16 protein-coding genes are annotated in these 17,423 nt (G+C 50.4%); 6 read left to right on the forward strand and 10 right to left on the reverse strand.

The window, feature by feature from the left end; all coding sequences use genetic code 11:
* Positions 1-78: 78 nt before the first annotated feature.
* Entirely contained in the window at positions 79-972 is an 894-nt protein-coding gene (locus tag MHI24_RS11445; RefSeq protein WP_340025754.1) for a carbohydrate ABC transporter permease, read from the reverse strand.
* 37 nt (positions 973-1,009) lie between these two features.
* Positions 1,010-1,930, reverse strand: a complete 921-nt coding sequence (locus MHI24_RS11450; RefSeq protein ID WP_340026660.1) for an ABC transporter permease subunit — start codon at positions 1,928-1,930, stop codon at positions 1,010-1,012.
* Positions 1,931-2,437: 507 nt separating this feature from the next.
* Here MHI24_RS11450 and MHI24_RS11455 point away from each other — a divergent pair.
* Positions 2,438-3,319, forward strand: coding sequence for a helix-turn-helix domain-containing protein (locus MHI24_RS11455; protein WP_340025755.1), 882 nt, complete (start codon positions 2,438-2,440; stop codon positions 3,317-3,319).
* Between the two features lie 46 nt (positions 3,320-3,365).
* Here the strand turns inward: MHI24_RS11455 and MHI24_RS11460 are convergent, their stop codons facing one another.
* Both MHI24_RS11460 and MHI24_RS11465 read right to left on the reverse strand, forming a co-directional pair.
* Positions 3,366-6,443, reverse strand: a complete 3,078-nt coding sequence (locus MHI24_RS11460) for a glycoside hydrolase family 2 TIM barrel-domain containing protein (RefSeq protein ID WP_340026661.1) — start codon at positions 6,441-6,443, stop codon at positions 3,366-3,368.
* Positions 6,444-6,552: 109 nt separating this feature from the next.
* Entirely contained in the window at positions 6,553-6,945 is a 393-nt protein-coding gene (locus MHI24_RS11465) for a MerR family transcriptional regulator (protein WP_340025757.1), read from the reverse strand.
* Positions 6,946-7,099: 154 nt separating this feature from the next.
* On the opposite strand from MHI24_RS11465, the gene MHI24_RS11470 reads away from it, so the two are divergent.
* The gene (locus MHI24_RS11470; RefSeq protein ID WP_340025759.1) at positions 7,100-8,020 is read left to right on the forward strand and encodes an aldo/keto reductase; all 921 of its coding nucleotides are present in this window, start codon (positions 7,100-7,102) and stop codon (positions 8,018-8,020) included.
* A 69-nt stretch (positions 8,021-8,089) separates the two neighbouring features.
* On the opposite strand, the gene MHI24_RS11475 is transcribed toward MHI24_RS11470, so the two are convergent.
* Positions 8,090-9,049: a carotenoid biosynthesis protein gene (locus tag MHI24_RS11475; RefSeq protein ID WP_340025760.1), complete on the reverse strand. Its 960-nt coding sequence runs from the start codon at positions 9,047-9,049 to the stop codon at positions 8,090-8,092.
* A gap of 164 nt (positions 9,050-9,213) precedes the next feature.
* Here MHI24_RS11475 and MHI24_RS11480 point away from each other — a divergent pair, with 164 nt between their 5' ends.
* Positions 9,214-9,783 (forward strand): TetR/AcrR family transcriptional regulator, encoded by a 570-nt coding sequence (locus tag MHI24_RS11480; RefSeq protein WP_340025761.1) that lies wholly within the window; start codon positions 9,214-9,216, stop codon positions 9,781-9,783.
* A gap of 58 nt (positions 9,784-9,841) precedes the next feature.
* Here the strand turns inward: MHI24_RS11480 and MHI24_RS11485 are convergent, their stop codons facing one another.
* Entirely contained in the window at positions 9,842-10,054 is a 213-nt protein-coding gene (locus tag MHI24_RS11485) for a hypothetical protein (protein ID WP_340025762.1), read from the reverse strand.
* 21 nt (positions 10,055-10,075) lie between these two features.
* Positions 10,076-10,597, reverse strand: coding sequence for a MarR family transcriptional regulator (locus MHI24_RS11490; RefSeq protein WP_340025763.1), 522 nt, complete (start codon positions 10,595-10,597; stop codon positions 10,076-10,078).
* A gap of 209 nt (positions 10,598-10,806) precedes the next feature.
* Between MHI24_RS11490 and MHI24_RS11495 the strand changes: the two genes are divergently transcribed.
* Positions 10,807-11,484, forward strand: a complete 678-nt coding sequence (locus tag MHI24_RS11495) for an FCD domain-containing protein (RefSeq protein ID WP_340025764.1) — start codon at positions 10,807-10,809, stop codon at positions 11,482-11,484.
* Entirely contained in the window at positions 11,481-12,740 is a 1,260-nt protein-coding gene (locus tag MHI24_RS11500; RefSeq protein WP_340025765.1) for an MFS transporter, read from the forward strand. The genes MHI24_RS11495 and MHI24_RS11500 overlap by 4 nt, the downstream gene beginning before the upstream one ends.
* Before the next feature lie 110 nt (positions 12,741-12,850).
* Here MHI24_RS11500 and MHI24_RS11505 read toward each other — a convergent pair whose 3' ends face one another.
* The gene (locus MHI24_RS11505; protein ID WP_340025766.1) at positions 12,851-13,714 is read right to left on the reverse strand and encodes an SDR family NAD(P)-dependent oxidoreductase; all 864 of its coding nucleotides are present in this window, start codon (positions 13,712-13,714) and stop codon (positions 12,851-12,853) included.
* A gap of 12 nt (positions 13,715-13,726) precedes the next feature.
* A complete protein-coding gene (locus MHI24_RS11510; RefSeq protein ID WP_340025767.1) occupies positions 13,727-14,485 on the reverse strand; it encodes an SDR family oxidoreductase in 759 nt (252 codons plus the stop codon).
* 184 nt (positions 14,486-14,669) lie between these two features.
* Between MHI24_RS11510 and MHI24_RS11515 the strand changes: the two genes are divergently transcribed.
* A complete protein-coding gene (locus MHI24_RS11515; RefSeq protein ID WP_340025768.1) occupies positions 14,670-15,308 on the forward strand; it encodes a TetR/AcrR family transcriptional regulator in 639 nt (212 codons plus the stop codon).
* Between the two features lie 113 nt (positions 15,309-15,421).
* Here MHI24_RS11515 and ilvB read toward each other — a convergent pair whose 3' ends face one another.
* The gene (gene ilvB, locus MHI24_RS11520) at positions 15,422-17,152 is read right to left on the reverse strand and encodes a biosynthetic-type acetolactate synthase large subunit (RefSeq protein ID WP_340025769.1); all 1,731 of its coding nucleotides are present in this window, start codon (positions 17,150-17,152) and stop codon (positions 15,422-15,424) included.
* Between the last annotated feature and the right edge of the window lie 271 nt (positions 17,153-17,423).

Here is a 17,423-nt window from a genome sequence, read left to right on the forward strand (position 1 = left end):
GGCCGCTGCCCATCCGGTGTTACTCTATGTTAGCCGATATAGCAGCTGCACGGTAAAGGTACAATCTGCCAGCCGGTTCTAACCTTTGACTGCGCCGATCGTCAGACCTTTGACGAAATAACGCTGGATGAACGGATACAGGAACAGAATCGGTCCCGTGACGACAATGGCCATCGCCATCTTGGTGGATTCCGTAGGCAGATCGCTGCCCAGGCTGACCCCGGTGCCCGCCCCCATATTGGCAATGAAGGAAGCCGAGTTGATGACATTGTACAGATGGAACTGCAGCTGGTACTTATGCGGATCATTGATGAACAGCGACGAGGAGAACCAGTCGTTCCAGTAAGTCAGGGCCAGGAACAGACCCACCGTCGCGATGCCGGGCATCGAGAGCTGGAGCACGATCCGCCAGTAGATTTTGAAATCGCCTGCCCCGTCAATCTTGGCCGATTCGAACAGCTCCTCAGGCACCGCCGAACGGATGAAATTCTTCATCAGAATAATCAGGAACGGCGTCATCAGCCCCGGGAAAATCAGCGCCCCATACGAATCCGTCAGATGCAGATACTTGGTGATCATGATGTACCAGGGCACCAGTCCCCCGCCGAACAGGGTGGTGAAATAGATGTAGAACGAGAAGGTATTGCGGTACTTGAAGTCCTTGCGGGCCAGCACATACCCGGCCATGGTCATGAAGAACAGGCCCAGCGCCGTCCCCGTCACTGTAGTGAACAAGGTTACCCCGTAAGCCCGCAGTACCTCATCGGGAAAGGTGAATACCGTCTTGTAGCCCTCCAGCGAGAACTGTGCCGGAATGAAATGATAGCCGTCCTTGATAATCGAATCATTCGCGGTCAGGGAGGCGGAAATAATCAGCAGGAACGGAATCAGACAGGCCAGGGAGCCCAGTATAATCACCGTGTAAGCCAATCCCTGCAGCAGCCTGGTATAGTGGTCGTCTTTAATGGTCATGCGCATGTTCTCCTTCCTAATTGAGTGCAGTGTCCTTCTAGAACAGGGCGTAATCGTCATTGATTTTACGGATAATGTAGTTGACCGTCATGATCAGGAAGAAGCCGAACAGCGACTGATACAGACCGGCTGCCGTGGCCATCCCGACATCAAAGGTCACCTTAAGTGAACGGAATACATACGTATCCAGAATGTCTGTTGTGTTGTACAGCACCCCGTTATTCCCGATCAGCTGGTAAAAGAGGTCAAATTGCCCCTTCATAATACTGCCCAGCGAGAACAGCAGCAGCATCACAAAGGTTGATTTCAGCATCGGCACCGTGATATACCAGATCCGCTGAAAAATATGGGCGCCGTCTATTTTGGCCGCTTCATAATATTCCTCGCTGATGCCCGTGATGGACGCCAGGTAGATGACCATGCTGTAGCCGAGATTTTTCCACAGATAGAAAAGAATGATCAGGAAAATCCAAATCACCGGATTGTTGTAGACATCCACAGGATTGGAGCCAAACTGCGTCAGCAGCGTGTTCAGGAAACCGTTATCATAATTGAACACATTGTAGACGATAACGCTCAGGATGACGAAGGATACGAAGTACGGCAGGAACATGATGGATTGGGTCAGCTTCTTGAACCATTTCACCCGCAGCTCGCTGAGCAGAATGGCACAGGCAATCGCCAGCACGTTCCCCAGCAGAATGAAGGCCAGGTTGTACCCGATCGTATTGAGCGTCAGCTTCACCAGCGTGCCCGATTTCCAGAGGAACTCAAAGTTCTTCAGCCCTACGAACGGAGCATCAAACAGCCCGGAATTGAAGTCGAACTGCGTGAACGCATAATAGACCCCGACCATCGGAAAATACGAATTAACCAGGAAAAACAGCAGCGTGGGCAGCAGCATCAGGAACAGCACCCGGTTATGGACCAGCTCATGCAGGAAGCCCTTCTTTTTCATGCGGGTGCCTGTCCCGGACTGCGAGGTTAGCCCGCCCGCTCCCTTTAATGGAAGCTGGGTGACAAGCGGTATACCGCCCTTGCGTTTAAGATGTCTCAAAGCCTTCACTCTCCTATCAAGAAATACTCTTTACATTGTGCCGCGGCACCGGGTCCGAAGCCGACGCCCCTCTGCGGCCTGTCTGCTTCGTCCAATGTGATGACCTGAGTATAGAAGATACCATTGCAAGCTGAACAGTGAAGGTTCGGGATATTCCTGTATTATGCAGCCAACCGGGCTGTGAACATTTCATACTTTTGTGCAGTAACCATAGCTATAACGCAAATAAGCCCCGGACGGCACTCCATACGGAGAACATCCGGGGTGATACTCAGATTACGCCAGACCTGCACGCAGCCTCACGATTTAAACTTGCCTGGAATTCATTATAGGTGATATACTCTGAAAAATATACTATATCTTAAACCTAAACTTTCAATATCCAAACCATCATTCAGGAGGCTCCTTATGAACCCGCTCGTCTTCCGTATTCCTCCCCTGCCGCATTACATTGCCAGCGGCTTCAACCGCTGCCAGCCGGGCTACCAGCACCGCAGCCGCCAGCAGATCAAGGTATTCGACCTGCTGATTGTACGGCAAGGCTGCCTCTATATCGGCGAGGAGGAGCAGCGGTTCACCGTGAAGGCGGGAGACGCCCTGATTCTGCGGCCGGACAGCCGCCACTTCGGCACCGCAGGCTGCAAGGAAGAGACCGCCTACTATTGGCTTCACTTCCAGACCTTCCATGATTCTCTGCCGTTATCCCCGGCAGACACGGATTCCGGCCATGACAATGCGTCTGTTGCGGAGCTGCCTGCCTCCTTCTTCAATATCAGCTCCTTCCATCTGGAGCTGCCGCAGTTCATCACTCTGCTGCAGCCGGACAAGGCCTATGAGGTACTGGACGGGCTGGAGCAATTACAGGCTACAGCTCATCTGGAGGCTGTCCGGTTCAGTCAGCAGCTGCTCTTTCAGGAGCTGCTGCAGCTGCTGGCCGCCTCCCGGAACCCGGAGCAGCGCAGCTCCCAGTCTACCGTCTGCGCCGAGCAGGCGGCCTCCTATCTCCGGGCCCACTACCGTGAAGAGATTACCACCGCCATGCTGGGCGACAGCCTGAACTTTCATCCGGTCTATATTGCCCGCTGCATGAACAAGGAGTACGGCTGCTCGCCGATGGAATACCTGCTGCGCTACCGGATCGGGCAGAGCAAGCTGCTGCTGATGCAGACCAGCTTCCCGATCTCGCGGATCGCAGGCGAGGTCGGCTTCAACCAGGCCTCCTACTTCAGCTCCAGCTTCATGAAGCTGGAGGGAGTGTCGCCGCGTGAGTACCGGCAGCGGTTCTCATGAAAACAGGCCATCAGCGAGTCCCCGCTGATGGCCTGTTTCCCTATAATTATGCCTCCGGCAACGCCGCCGTCAGCGTGAACCCGAATTCCAGCCGCTGATCGGCGGCGATCCGGTATTCCGGATGCACCGGCGCTCCCCAGCTGTCATCCCCGCCAACCCCCATCTGCTGCCTGGCAACGGTCACGACCGTATAATGCGCCTTGGGCAGCTCATAAGCGTGCGCCGCCTGCTCCAGCTCGAATGCCGTGTACGGCGACAGCGTGCATTCCAGCGGCTGCCCCGCAGCCGCCTGAATGTGCAGCCCGTAGCCCCGGCTGTCCGTGATGCTCACCTCACGGACCCCCGTCCGGTTGCCGGATTCCTGCGGCACCAGATACGGCGACGGCAGCTCCGCCACCTTCCGCCGGAAGCGGGTGAGCCGCGCGCCGTATGCGCGGTCACAGTAGTTCTCTTCCGGTCCGCGGGCATACCACTCGGAGGCCTCGTAGTCTGCGGACATCCGGAAGGAAACGGCCACAATCGGCACATCCGGCAGACCGTCTGCCCCGGTGTAAACCATGCGGACACGGACGCTGCCATCGGCATGGACCGTGTATTCAATGCTTGCCTTCAGCCCGCTGCTGATGCTGAAGGCATAGTCGAAGCTGACCGTGGCCCGGTCTGCTTCCGAATGCAGTCTGACCGCCGTACACTGGCGGGCAAGACTGGCTGCGAACCAGCCGCCGGCATGATAAGCCAGCGCGGTCCCTTTGTCATTGTCGGTGGTGGCCCGCCAGAACAATGGAGCCGGCGGAGTCGCGATCATCTCACGCCCTCCGTAGCAGAGCGATACCAGAGAGCCGGCCTGCTTGGAGAACAGAGCCGAGAAGCCGCGCCCGGTGACCCCGATATTCACATCCCCTTCAATCACGCGGAACTCCGCTGCCGCAGGCAGCAGAGCCTTGCCTCCGTCAGCCGCTAAACCGGCCGCTGCATCGGCCGCTTCTACACGGAACACAACCTCTCCGTAAGCCGTCTCGAAGCCCGCTTCGGCCCATAGCTCCGCTTCCTTCAGCACCAGGCTGGCCGCCAGCGTGTATTCTCCCGGGGCGTCAGACACCTCCGGCAGCTCCAGCGGAATTCGTGCTTCCTCCTGTGCAGCCACATGAACCTCCTGCTGCCCCTTGAAGATCTCCCGTCCCTCTCGCAATAACCGGAACTCCAGCAGCAGCCGGTCCGTCCCCGCGAACAGATTGCCGTTGATCACCGTCACAGCATCCCGTTCAGGAACAAGCCGGATGTTCTGGTAGAGGAATTTCACCTCCTGCATCTTCGGCGTAAGCGTCCGGTCCGCGAACACAATCCCGTTCCCGCAGAAGCTATAGTCTGTCGGCCGGTCATTGAAATCCCCGCCATACGCCAGATACTCCTGTCCATACCTGTCCTTGGCCATCAGCGCCTGGTCCATGTAATCCCAGATGAAGCCGCCCTGATACAGCGGGTACCGGCTCTCCAGCTCGATATATTTATGAAGTCCCCCGACCGAATTGCCCATAGCGTGCATATACTCACAGCTGATATACGGCTTGTCCGGCTGGCTCTCCAGATATTCCACAATATCCGCAGGCTTCGCATACATTCGGCTCTCCATATCACTGGTGTCATTATACTTGCGGTTGTGGAATACCCCTTCATAATGAACCAGCCGGCCCGGGTCACTCTCGCGGAAATACCGGGATACCTTCAGAATCACTTCGCCTGCATACGATTCATTCCCGCAGGACCAGATCAGGATGGACGGGTGGTTTTTGTCGCGCTCCAGCATCGACACCGCCCGGTCCATGACAATCCCCTCCCACTCCGGCTTATCCCCGGGAATGTTCCAGGACGGCTCAACCGCGCCCATCTTCTGCCACGAGCCGTGGGATTCCAGGTTCATCTCATCAATGACATACACCCCGTATTCATCGCACAGCTCATACCAGAGCGTCTGATTCGGATAATGCGAGGTCCGCACCGCGTTAATATTGTTCTGCTTCAGGATGATGATATCCTTAATCATATCTTCCCTGGAGATGCTCCGGCCCGTGCGCGAGTTGAACTCGTGGCGGTTGACACCTTTGAACATGATCCTTTTCCCGTTCAGCAGCATCAGCTTATCCTTCAGCTCGAACGTGCGGAATCCGGCCCGCTGTACAATCGCCTCCACCAGCTCGCCTTGGCTGTTATATACAGAGATATAGACGTTATAGAGGTACGGATTCTCGGCACTCCACGGGAACACCTTGCCTACTTCCACGCTTAGAGCTACCTTGCCCGCCACAGCCTGTCCCTCTGCTTCCGCCACCACAGCACCGGCCGCATCCTTCAGCTCCACACGGATTACAGCTTCGGCCTCCGACGCCATGCGAAGCTCAGCCGTTAACATACCCTGCTCGTAGGAAGCATCCAGCCCGGCCTGAATCCGCAGATCCTGCACATGAAGCTCAGGAACCGTATACAGATACACCTCGCGAAAAATCCCCGAGAACCGCCAGAAATCCTGATCCTCCAGCCAGCTCCCCGTACAGCGCTGATAGACCTCTACCGCCAGCTTGTTGGCTCCTTCCTGCAGATAAGGCGTCAGCTCGAACTCGGCAGGAGTGAAGCTGTCTTCGCTGTAGCCGACGAAATGCCCGTTCAGCCACACATAACAAGCCGCCTCCACGCCCTGAAAAGAAATAAAGACCGGCCCCTTCTTCCACTCCGCCGGAGCCTCAAACATCTTCACATAACTCCCCACCACATTGCTGCTCTCCGGAATATCCGGCGGCCGCACAGCATCCAGGCCATCCCACGGATACATCGTGTTGACATATTGCGGCCTGCCGTACCCCTGAAGCTGGATATGACCCGGCACCTGAATATCCCCCCAGCCGCTGGTATCATAATCCGTCTTATAGAAATCCTGAACACGGGCAGCCGCATTCACCGCATAGCTGAATTTCCAGTCTCCGTTCAGCGGGTGGCGCAGCGCCATCGGCCCTTGCTGCTCCGCCTCCTCCATCGTTCTATAATACCGGTGATCCGAATGCGCTTCCAACCGGTTCACCTGAAATACGGATACATCGCTTAACCAGTCCAGGCTTGGTTCCTTACCAGACATCATTTTGTCCTCCTTCATCTTCTTGAAGTGAATCTGGTCCTTATTCTACCCAAAGTTTGCCCCGGCTCCCAGTAGAGAATCACAACTTTGGTGCAGATAACTGACTTTTTCAGGTGGTCTTAGGATTTCCGGAGGCGTTCGCTTCATTCTCAAGGGAGGCAAAATAAGCAATCTTATGGTCAATCTTCCGGGCAAAGCTCTGAAAGAACTTAATCTTCTCATCGATATGCTGTTTATGCTCCTGCAGCAGCCTGCGCTGGTCGGGCAGACGGTCCCTGCCTTCTTGAGAGTACGCAATGAATTGCTTAATATCGGCGATAGCCATTCCGGTATCCTTCAGGCAGCAGATTAACGAGATCAGCTCCAGATCCTCGTCGTTGAAGCAGCGGTTGCCGTTGGCATCCCTTCCCACTACCGGCAATACTCCCTCCCGTTCATAGTAACGCAGCGTATATTGGCTTAGTCCGCTTTTTTGTGCTATGGTTTTGATGCTGTAGCCCATTTGAGCAGCCCCTCTCTGTCAGCTAGCATTGTTTTCTCTTATAACGTACACCAATCGGATGCTGTGAACAACTGCTCTATGAATCTATTGACTTACACCTAACTCTAAGGTCTAAGCTTAACGCAGAACCTTTCATTTAAGGAGTGAAATATTAATGGTAAAAAGAATTAACGTCGCTAACGGTACACTTGAGGTCTCCGAGATTTCTCTGGGCTGTATGCGGATTGCCGATTTATCGCCGCAAGAGGCTGAAGTGCATATCCACAGCGCGCTGGAGGCCGGGATCGACTTCTTTGACCATGCGGATATTTATGCCGGCGGTCAGGCAGAGGAAGTATTCGGCCACGTGCTGGCCGCGAACCCCGGCATGCGCGAACGGCTGATGATCCAGGCTAAATGCGGTATCCGTAACGGCTTCTTCGACTTCTCCAAGGAGCATATTGTGACTTCGGTAGAGAACAGCCTGAAGCGGCTGCAGACCGATTATGTGGATGTCCTTCTCCTCCACCGTCCTGACACCCTGATGGAGCCGGAGGAAGTAGCGGAAGCCTTCGATAATCTGGAGCGCAGAGGCCTGGTTAAGCACTTCGGCGTCAGCAACCAGAACCCGCTGCAGATCGAGCTGCTGAAGAAGAACGTCAAGCAGCCCCTTCTGTTCAACCAGCTTCAGCTTAGCATTATGGTTACCGGCATGATAGATGCCGGCTTCAATGTCAACATGACCAATGCCGGTTCCGTAGTCCACGACGGCGGAATTCTGGAGTACAGCCGTCTGCACGATATGACCATCCAGCCATGGTCGCCGTTCCAGTACGGCTTCTTTGAAGGCGTATTCCTCGGCAACGAGAAATTCCCTAAGGTGAACGAAGTCATTAACCGTATTGCCGGGGACAAAGGCGTAACCGACAACGCAATCGCTATCGCCTGGCTGCTCAGACACCCGGCCCGAATGCAGCCGATTGTCGGCACCACCAACACCGCCCGCCTGCTGGACATCGCCAAGGCCTCCGATATCACCCTCAGCCGTGAGGAATGGTACGAGATTTACCGCGCAGCCGGGAATGTGCTGCCTTAACGAAGAAGGCACCAAAAAACACCGCCAGACTTTAGACCTTTTCGGCTAAAGCTGGCGGTGTTTTTTTAACTACCTCGCGATCGGACTTGCCTTTTTACCCATCCTATAAATTCCAATCCAGGCTACCATTAATACGATCTGAGCCAGCACGACCAGCCACAAGACTTCCGTGAAACCTCCGATAAGGCAAAATATAGTGTTAACCAGCGGGAATCCCAGGAAAGTAAACATGATCGGAAAATCTTTTTTGGGAGTGATTGAATAGTTAGCCTTCCGGTCCCAGAACTTTATGAAGGTTAACGCTAAAACTCCGATTGTAATTACAGAAAGGGCAATCAACATCACCCATTGCATATTAGAGGTTCTTTCGAAGAACGGCCCCATATAATTAAAGAAGTTAGATAACGGTGAGAACATACAAGCCAATGACGCAAGGGCCGCCAGGAACGGATAGATGTAACCAACGGTTTTACTGTAGCCTTTCTTTTTATGCCACCATTCCCCAATCAGAATAAAGACGGTCCAATACCCCGCTATATAAATCCATCCTGTAAAATTCATCACGGGTTCCCCATAGATCTGAGGTTCCCCGGCCAGCGGATAATACGTCCATCTTGCAATGGTTCCATCCATGGTCTCATAAATCTGTTTAACGGCCACCGGGTCGAGTGAAAAGTCAAACACCATAGCGCTCAATCCCGTAATAAAAGGTTTCGTCCAGGACGGTATATTTACAGACTTTAGAACACGCAAAGTGGAATAAATAATCAGAAACTCAATAATAGGAACAGTAATCGGTATATTAAATAACATCAAAATACTGCGCCCATAGGCGTAGAACCCTTCCCCGAGCGATGAAGCCGTAATTTCAAAAACGGCGGCGTAAAAAAACACAAAACCTATAAATTGCAATAAAACCGTTTTGGGATGTGTTTCTTTATCAAGGATATAGAAAACCATTAGGATAGCAGCAATTAAGACGGCAATATCTTGAATTATCCATACAGGCACGACAGTTATATCACCCATATTGTTCCTCCAATTAATTTAATTTGAATCGTACGTTCAAATAAATTATAATATCACCGTGTTAGTAAAACAACAGACTGTTCGTTTGAATTATGTTAGTTACCATACAAATCATCTTAGATTTGTTCATTTACTATTTTATTATTTAAAATTGGAGGGATAGTATGTCAGACAAAAAAACAGATCACCGGGTGAGATATACAAAAATGGTTATTAAAGAAAGCTTGTTAAAGCTGCTGACGGAACGTTCCATCAATAAAGTTACTGTGACCGACATTTGCAGCGAAGCAGGGATTAACCGCAACACCTTTTATTCACACTATGCGAATCAGTTTGAGCTTCTTGCAACGATCGAAAATGATCTTTACGAAGACATTAAGCAAGTCGGGATGAGTTCGTCCAACCCTCAGAAGCTATCTTATGAATTATGTAAGTATATAAAAGCGAATAAAACGATATGTGAGGTTCTGTTCTCGGAGCACGGCGACAAAGAATTATTGGAAAGAATCCTGTATATCAGTCACGATCTGACGATTGAGCGCTGGAAGCAGGAATTAAAATATTTTGATCCGCAATTATTCGAGTCCTGGTATACGTTCACCGCTCATGGCAGTATAGCCATTATTAAAAAGTGGGTGAGCAGTGGTCTCAAGGAAAGCCCGAGTAAAGTTGCAGCTTTTATTGATAAAGCGACCGAGGCCGTATCCAAAGCATTTTATTCGGAAAAATTATAAAGCATAAAAAGAAGCGGCCGCTCATTGTTGAGTGCCGCTCATTCATTTCATTGCTTTTTCATTCCCATTGGTCTGATCGATCCTTTGCTTGTTGTATAAGTGCGGCCTCTTTCGCGGACAGCTCATTTAAAGTCATAAAAAAGGGTTCTATCGGTACCATCACACCACAGGTTGAGCCTAATCCCAGCATCAATCTGAGGTAGAATTGAACCTTTCTTTTCTCCCTGGCAAGCTGCTGTAATTCTGACAGGTCCGAATCTTTTTTCTTCATCAGCCGATGCTTCCTTCCATCTCAGTCTGTCGTGTCGTCATTCTCCTCAGCTCCCCTTCCATAGTGTTTTTCAGCACGCGCCAACAGATCACCCATGAATTTTCCGATTGTCTGTAACTCAGCCTCTGAATAAGAATCAATGAACTTATAAAAGCTCTCTTCTTTCTCTTGATGCATCTTTTGGTGCAGTTGATAAACCTGTCTTCCCTTATCCGTTAGACTGAAATAACTTTCCTTCCGGTTGTTGTTCATTTGCTTTCTCACAATGAAACCCATCTCCAATAGCTTTGAGCTAATATTTGTAATACTTGCTTTGGACAAATTCATTCTTTTCACAATTCCCGTATGATTGATTGGCTCATGATCACCAATGCAATCAATGACGTGCACACTGGTAATATTATTGGAGAGCATATCAATCTGAAGCTTTTGGGCTTGCTCCCGAAACACGTTAATTTCATGTTCTGTATATAATTCGTTCAAATGCAGCATTCGGATATATTGCTCGTAAAGGTGACCTTTAGAATGATTTTGAAACTCCAAATCACATTTCTCCTCCCATGTATTTAGTTGCAGACCTTATTCAGTGGCAGTAATAAATTGCTTTAAATTTTTGTTCATCACTGAACAAAATCATATTAACACGACTGATATTGAGAATCAATATCATTTTCATCTTTTCAAACCGAAATGAATATGCTACAATTCTACCGAACTACCAAACATCCTACGTTTGCAAAGGAATGATACTATTGTTAGCTCAGACTCAACGTCTAACCTTGGTGGAACAAGTAGCCTACCAGATCCAGGAGAAGATCGAAAGCAGTGAATGGCAAGTAGGGACGCGTATTCCTCCAGAGCCCGAGCTAATGGAACAGCTCCAAGTCAGCCGTAATACCTTAAGGGAAGCGATTCGGGCTCTAACGTATGCGGGGCTGCTGAAGACCAGACAAGGAGATGGCACTTATGTCTGCTCCTCAAGCGTTCTGGGGTCAGTGATTAGCAAAGTGATTCAGCATACCGATAGGCTTGAGAGCCTGGAGGTACGGTATGCATTAGAAAGAGAAGCTGCTGCCCTGGCTGCGCTCAGAAGAGGCGAGGAAGATCTGGAGGCCATTCGGACATGCCTGGACCAGTGCAGACAAGCAGCCGCCCGGCAGGATATCCAGGCTTATGCTCATTGGGATGTGGAGTTTCACAAGACGGTGATTGCTGCTTCCCATAACCAATTGATGGCGAATTTGTACAATCATATTTCCGAGGCGCTGCAAAATATGGTTTTGGATATGAAGTATTTTAAACATGCGGATTTTTATCTCGATTCTCATGCCCTGCTCTATCAAGCTATTGCCAATCAGGATAGTCATCAAGCGGAGGAGGCTGTCCGTTTATACATTGAAAAGGCTCTTACACAGGAGGTACACATATGAGTTCACCAGAACAATTGTTAAACAAGCAGGATGGAATATCGAGTACCGGCATTCGCAAGCAAGCCACACTCTGGCTCATGATCGCAGGAATTATTTTTATCGCAGCGAATTTGCGGGCTCCGCTCACATCCGTGGGTCCCTTGGTCAGTCTAATTCGGGATAACGTGCATATTTCAAATACATTAGCTGGCCTGATTACCACCGTGCCACTAATTGCCTTTGCCTTGCTATCCCCTTTTGTACCGAAATTGGGACATAAATATGGTGTAGAACGAATGATCCTGGTTTCCCTTATTTTTTTGGTCACCGGTATTGCCGTCCGGTCGTTATCCGGAGCAGTGACCTTGTATGTGGGAACAGCCATTTTAGGGTTTGCTATTACGATATGTAATGTATTGCTTCCCAGCCTGATTAAACGGGAATTTCCGCAGCAAATGGGCACCATGACAGGGGTTTATTCGGTTTCAATGAATCTATGCGGGGCGATTGCTTCCGGGATCAGTATTCCTTTAGCTGTGGGGGCAGGCTTGAGCTGGCAAGGGGCTTTGGGAATATGGGGGATACTCAGCGTGATCTCCATTCTCTTTTGGATACCGCAGCTCAAGACTCCGGCGAAGCCAGCCGCTGCTGCCCACAGTGCAGATAACAATCATCGAGTCAATATATGGCGTTCTCCACTGGCTTGGCAGGTGACGCTTTTTATGGGAATACAATCGGCCATTTTCTATGTGCTGGTGGCCTGGCTGCCCGAAATCCTCAAAGATCAAGGCATCAGTTCAAGCCAATCCGGCTGGTTTCTCTCCGTTCTGATTATGGCTTCCCTCCCCTTTGCCTTTATCGTTCCTGTGATGGCAGGCCGTATGTCGGACCAGCGGTTGTTAGCGGGGATTACAACCATTCTGCTTTTGATCGGAACACTTGGACTTCTCTATAGCAGTACCGGTTTGCTTCTGCTTTGGGTGATTATTCTCGGCATTGGATCGGGATTTGCTTTTGGCTTGTCCATGATGTTCTTCGGCCTGCGTACCCAAAGTGCCCATCAGGCCGCTGAATTATCGGGCATGGCCCAATCCATCGGATATCTGCTGGCTGCTGCCGGCCCGGCACTGATTGGATTCTTGCACGATGCCAGTCATAGCTGGAACGCCCCACTCCTGATATTGGTTGGCGCTTCTGCCCTCCTCGGTATCGTTGGTTTCGGTGCGGCCAGAAATCAATTTGTGGGTTCGGCGAATGACCGGCGCGCAAAAAAATAAAAGTTTGCCGGTACCATTCCCCCATCTATCCGGATGGGGGATTTTTCGTCAGCCTTTCCAAAAGAGGCAGGCCACCGGATTACGATGGCCTAATGATATATTTTTCTGCTTTATCGTTGAACACTCCCGCCAAGAAATTCATGACTGTAGACATCGGATATCTTTTCCAGCACTTGCTGCGCATATTCTGTGAATTTCAAGTCTGCAACCCGATCTTTGAATAGAAACACGCCAGTCTCATTTCTGTTTTTACCCAGAGCTCCCTCATATAACAGGTTGGCTCCATGGGTAGGCGGAGAAGACAAAAACTTCATAAACAGTTCAAACCCTGCGGTCAATCCGGAATCTTTTCCTTTTCTTAGCGTGTTGTTAATGCCCGGGTCCACGCTGCGGATCTTGATGCCTTCCTTTGCAAGCTGCGGAGCGATAGCTTGGGTCCACAATGAAAGAGCCAGCTTGGAAGTCGCGTAGGGACCATACATTTTACGGAAGGTTTTGGGCTGCTCCAATTTTTCGATCGTAAACTCCTTCGTAAATCTAAACACCTGCGACGAAGTATTAATCACCGTTTTTAAACTGCCGTTCTTCAACAGCTCCTTCAATTCCATCAGAATAATATACGGCACGACCGTTAACAATTCATAATGCAATTCACGGCCTTGCTTCGAATAGCGCAGCTCACTTAAGCCTCCTCCGGCGTTATTAAACAAAATATCGATCCGCTGCTCCTTGCTTTTTATTTCATCCAACGCGTGTCTCAAACTGGCATAATCCGTGAGATCCTTCACTTTATAGACTCTTAACCGTCCGTCCTTGAGCTGATCTTGGAGAAATCTATCGTCCGCCGGAAAATCCGAGCGGTTTAGAGCCACCACCTGCCAGTTCTCTGACAGCATTCTCCGGGTCAAGGCCAAGCCGATCCCGTTACTTGCGCCTGTAATAAGTGCAATATGTTCTCGTTGGTTCTTACTCAATGTATATCCTCCTTAGATCTGGGAGCCGCCCCCGTCAACAGGGAACTCAGCCCCGGTGGTGTAAGTGGCCTCAAATGCCAGGAATGCAACAGCCTTGGCTACCTCAACCGGATCGCCCAAACGCAGCATGGGGATCTGCTGTTTCATCTGTGCCTTTGTCTGCTTGGCAGCTTCTTCCGGCATGGACTTCTCCATGATGCCTGTGTCTATAACACCCGGACTGACTGCGTTAACGCGAATATTTCGAGGTAATAGCTCACGCGCCAGCCCCCGGGTCATGGACCGCAGCGCCGCCTTACTGGCTGAGTAAGCACTGAGCATTGGGAGACCCACAACATTCACGATTGAGGTGGTAAGAACTACCCCGCTGCCTGCGCTTAGCAGCGGAGCGAGTTTCTGTACGGTGAAATACGGTCCTTTGGCGTTGATGGTAAGGATCTCATCGTACTTTTCTTCGCTCATTGTCTCGAAAGGTACAAACCCCGTGACACCAGCGTTAACGAACAGGGCATCTATTGTTCCATATTCAGCCTTCACCCGATCGGCTAACGCGTCGATATCCTTCAATGAGGCGGCATCACTTATGACCGCGATTGCATTGTGGCCAAGTTGTGCACGAGCCGCATCCAGCGTCGCCTGAGTACGTCCAGTAATCAGTACGTGTGCGCCTTCATCCACTAGTAACTTCGCCGTTGCTAGGCCGATACCGCTGCTGCCCCCCGTGATCACGACCTTTTTGTCAGAGAATTTCCCTTTACTTAATGCTTCCATTTCATCTCGTCCTCCCTTGATATAATCCGTATTCGAATGATTAGGTACAGGACCGATTATATAGCAGTGAATTAAATAAGTAAACTAATATTATTAAATTAGTTCATTTAATAAAATTTATACATAAACATCAGCCAATTTGTTATAATGGGCTGTATGAGCAACAAAGGGAGGTACTTGATCCGTGAGAAAAGCTGTGAGTGCAGAAACCTATGTGGAAAAAATAAAACCCGTGATAAGAAAAACAAAATTCAGCCAGCTGAAAGTCGATGATCTTGCAAAATATATGGATATCAGCAAAGTGACACTCTATAAGCATTTCTCCTCCAAAGACGACGTCATTGAACAAGTCGTGGATTATTACATTGATTACTCGAAAAAAGCTGACACCGTCGTCAAAGATGATTCCGTCTCTTTTTTGGATCGTTTTCAATTAACATTTTTACAATCTTTAATGTGTGCCGCGTATATCTCAGATCTGTTCTTGCAAGATCTTAAGGAATTTTATCCACACCATTTTGAGAATCTGTCCGTTGCCCTGCAAAACCGGAATAAAGGCCTACAAGCTTTTTTTGAATCCGGTATGGAGCAACAGATTTTCAACAGAATGAATGCTGTGCTGTTTATGGTTCAAGATGACGCTGTGCTGCGGCGTTTTATCGAGCCGTCATTTTCGATTCAGTATGATATCACCTTGAAACAAGCGATTATGGATTTCTACTCCATGAAGCAGTATCAATTACTAAAACCTGAATATCTGCAGATCATAGACAATTCCAACATGGAAAAGAAGATCGTTAACATTTTGCAAGCCATTTCATAAATAATGAGCACAAATCCGCTTCCGATGTGGACTCATGAAATCAAAAAAGCGATAGTCATGGACAAGAAATAAAGTCCCAGACTTTCGCTTTTTTTTGAACGAAATCATAAAAGTTATTCGTCGTACCCTAGAATCATTTGGTCCAGCGTGGTGCCTGCAAGCACCATGGGGTACACATTCTCATTAGTCGGGATGACGAACTCGACGAGCACTGGTCCTGGCGTCCGCAGCGCTTCTAACCAGACCTTGGAGGCTTCCTCCTTGTTCGTTGCCCTTAATCCCTTGATCCCATATGCTTCCGCCAGCTTGACAAAGTCCGGACTGCCGGATAGGTCGATCTGGCTGTAGCGTCGCTCGTACATCAGCTCCTGCTGCTGCTTAACCATGCCAAGCACCTGGTTGTTCAAGACCACGATTTTGACCGGAATCTGATGAATCGCGCAAATCGCCATTTCCTGCGCGCACATCTGCATGCCTCCGTCGCCGTTGATCGAGACGACGAGCCGATCCGGATTTCCGGCTTTAGCACCAATCGCGGCCGGAAGGCCGAAGCCCATCGTGCCAAGACCGCCCGATGTGACGAGCGAGCGAGGATGCTTGAAGCGGTAAAACTGCGCAGTCCACATTTGGTGCTGGCCTACATCGGTGGTGATGATCGCATTCCCTTGCGTCGTTTCGCTAATCATCTTAAGCACATATTGCGGTTTAATTACGGTATCCGAATCAGTATACCGAAACGGATGCTGCATTCTATACTGTTGAAGCTGCTCAAGCCAGGTACCTGTCTGAGCTGCTTGCGCTTTTGTGTTCGCATAAGCGAGCACGTTATTAATATCACCAATGCATGCGAGGTCTGTCTTCACGTTCTTGCCGATTTCCGCCGGATCAATATCGATATGGGCGATACGTTTGGCATGAGGCGCAAATCCGTCCAATTTCATCGTAACCCGGTCATCAAAACGCGAGCCGATCGAAATAATGAGATCTGCATTCTGTACCGCCATATTGGCCTCATATACACCATGATGTCCAAGCATGCCCAGCCACATCTCGTCATCACTGGGAAACCCGCCGAGGCCAAGCAGAGTTGTCGCGACCGGAATCCGGGTAGTATGGACGAATTGGATCAGCTCCTGCGAGGAGTTTGAATAGACTACGCCGCCGCCCGCGATAATAACCGGCTTGTGCGCTTCTGCAATCGCCTGAAGCAGCGCATCTATTTCCGCCGGATTAATTTCCGGGGCTCCATGGTATCCGCGCAACTGAACCGTATCTGCTGGATGATATGCCATCTGCTGGTTGCTAACGTCTTTTGGGATATCGATCAAGACAGGACCTTTGCGGCCCGTATTCGCGATGTAGAAGGCTTCATGAAGGATGCGGGGAAGATCGTGTACATCCCGAACCATGTAACTGTGCTTCGTTATGGGCATGGTTATGCTAATAATATCCGCTTCCTGAAAAGCATCCGTGCCTATTACGGACCTTGATACGTTCCCCGTTATGAGCACTAATGGCACCGAATCCATATGGGCAGTTGCGATGCCGGTCACCAAATTTGTTGCTCCTGGACCCGATGTCGCGATGCATACCCCTACCTTCCCCGTCGACCTGGCATAACCATCCGCCGCATGGACTGCGCCTTGTTCGTGCCGGGTCAAGATATGCTTGAAATTCGGCTGATGTACCATCGCGTCATAAATATAGAGCACATTTCCGCCAGGATAACCGAATACGCACTCTACGCCTTCCTGCAGCAAGCCGCGCAAAAGCACCTCCGAACCGGTGATATATTCCTCTGATGGCATGGTTGTTTCATTCGTCATTCCTAATTGCTGTTCCATGGGGCAGCCTCCTTTGCAAAATAAACCCCCTCTCCTCCTGAGCAAACTGACAGCCGTCAGCTCATACAGGGACGAAAGGGGATTGTTTCGCGGTACCACCCAGGTTCGCTGCCACCCTCGCGGATGCAGCCTCATGAGGTAAGGCTGATGCCTTACCTGCTGTGCGTTAACGAGCACCACTTCGGTTAAGCCTACTTGCGGGCACGGAAAGAGAGCAGCCGCGCTATCGGTTAACAGCTCCGAGACGACACCATGCAAAGGGTTATGGCAA

Origin of the sequence: Paenibacillus sp. FSL K6-1096, assembly GCF_037977055.1 — a bacterium.
GTDB lineage: Bacteria > Bacillota > Bacilli > Paenibacillales > Paenibacillaceae > Paenibacillus_AQ.

Coding starts and splice junctions, on each gene's coding strand:
- ilvB (WP_340025769.1), bottom strand. CDS start 17,152: ATGGAACAGCAATTAGGAATGACGAATGAAACAACCATGCCATCAGAG.
- MHI24_RS11450 (WP_340026660.1), bottom strand. CDS start 1,930: ATGAAAAAGAAGGGCTTCCTGCATGAGCTGGTCCATAACCGGGTGCTG.
- MHI24_RS11445 (WP_340025754.1), bottom strand. CDS start 972: ATGACCATTAAAGACGACCACTATACCAGGCTGCTGCAGGGATTGGCT.
- MHI24_RS11460 (WP_340026661.1), bottom strand. CDS start 6,443: ATGTCTGGTAAGGAACCAAGCCTGGACTGGTTAAGCGATGTATCCGTA.
- MHI24_RS11510 (WP_340025767.1), bottom strand. CDS start 14,485: ATGGAAGCATTAAGTAAAGGGAAATTCTCTGACAAAAAGGTCGTGATC.
- MHI24_RS11485 (WP_340025762.1), bottom strand. CDS start 10,054: ATGAAGAAAAAAGATTCGGACCTGTCAGAATTACAGCAGCTTGCCAGG.
- MHI24_RS11480 (WP_340025761.1), top strand. CDS start 9,214: ATGTCAGACAAAAAAACAGATCACCGGGTGAGATATACAAAAATGGTT.
- MHI24_RS11475 (WP_340025760.1), bottom strand. CDS start 9,049: ATGGGTGATATAACTGTCGTGCCTGTATGGATAATTCAAGATATTGCC.
- MHI24_RS11470 (WP_340025759.1), top strand. CDS start 7,100: ATGGTAAAAAGAATTAACGTCGCTAACGGTACACTTGAGGTCTCCGAG.
- MHI24_RS11500 (WP_340025765.1), top strand. CDS start 11,481: ATGAGTTCACCAGAACAATTGTTAAACAAGCAGGATGGAATATCGAGT.
- MHI24_RS11465 (WP_340025757.1), bottom strand. CDS start 6,945: ATGGGCTACAGCATCAAAACCATAGCACAAAAAAGCGGACTAAGCCAA.
- MHI24_RS11455 (WP_340025755.1), top strand. CDS start 2,438: ATGAACCCGCTCGTCTTCCGTATTCCTCCCCTGCCGCATTACATTGCC.